The sequence below is a fragment of the Candidatus Nitrotoga fabula genome (assembly GCF_905221025.1).
In the GTDB taxonomy this organism is placed as follows: Bacteria; Pseudomonadota; Gammaproteobacteria; order Burkholderiales; family Gallionellaceae; genus Nitrotoga; species Nitrotoga fabula.
Window position 1 is genome coordinate 1 of record NZ_CAJNBL010000015.1, and the last position, 1,196, is coordinate 1,196.

Here is a 1,196-nt window from a genome sequence, read left to right on the forward strand (position 1 = left end):
AAATCATGGCAAAGAGTAAATTTGAGCGTAGCAAGCCACATGTAAATGTAGGCACAATAGGTCACGTAGATCATGGCAAGACCACTCTGACTGCAGCGATTACCACGGTGCTGTCAAAGAAATTTGGTGGTGAGGCGAAGGCGTATGACCAGATTGATGCGGCGCCTGAAGAGAAAGCCCGGGGGATCACCATCAACACTGCGCACGTGGAATATGAAACGGAAACCCGGCACTATGCCCACGTTGACTGCCCTGGACACGCGGACTACATCAAGAACATGATTACTGGCGCCGCCCAGATGGACGGTGCGATTCTGGTTGTGTCTGCTGCGGACGGCCCGATGCCGCAAACGCGTGAACACATCCTGCTGGCGCGTCAGGTGGGAGTGCCATACATTGTTGTATACCTGAACAAGGCCGACATGGTTGATGACCCTGAGCTGCTGGAACTGGTTGAAATGGAAGTGCGCGAACTGCTGTCCAAGTACGATTTTCCTGGCGATGACACCCCGATCATCATAGGTAGCGCGCTCAAAGCCCTGCAGGGTGACCAGACAGAAATAGGCGAACCTTCCATCCATCGTCTGGCTGATGCGCTGGATGCCTATATCCCGCAACCCCAGCGTTTACTCGATGGGACGTTCCTGATGCCGGTTGAAGATGTCTTTTCGATCTCTGGCCGTGGAACCGTGGTGACCGGTCGTGTGGAACGGGGGGTAATCAAGGTTGGAGAGGAAATTGAAATTGTAGGCTTGAAGCCAACAATCAAGACCACCTGTACTGGCGTGGAAATGTTCCGCAAATTGCTTGACCAGGGTCAGGCTGGAGATAACGTTGGGGTACTGTTGCGTGGAACCAAGCGTGAAGAAGTGGAGCGCGGGCAAGTTCTGGCCAAGCCGGGCTCAATCACACCCCATACCAAATTCACTGCAGAGATCTATGTTCTCAGCAAAGATGAAGGGGGGCGTCATACGCCATTTTTCCAGGGGTATCGTCCCCAGTTTTATTTCCGCACCACGGATGTGACGGGGGCGGTGGAGCTTCCTGCTGGAACTGAAATGGTTATGCCGGGAGATAACGTGTCCGTAACGGTAAACCTGATTGCGCCAATTGCGATGGAAGAAGGTTTGCGGTTTGCCATTCGTGAAGGCGGCCGGACAGTTGGTGCAGGGGTCGTGGCTAAAATTATTGAGTAA

At 53.4% G+C, this 1,196-nt stretch carries 1 protein-coding gene; it reads left to right on the forward strand.

All coding sequences use genetic code 11. From position 1 onward, the window contains the following. The first annotated feature begins 5 nt into the window (after nucleotides 1–5). Nucleotides 6–1,196, forward strand: coding sequence for an elongation factor Tu (tuf, locus tag KJA68_RS05130; RefSeq protein ID WP_213035863.1), 1,191 nt, complete (start codon nucleotides 6–8; stop codon nucleotides 1,194–1,196).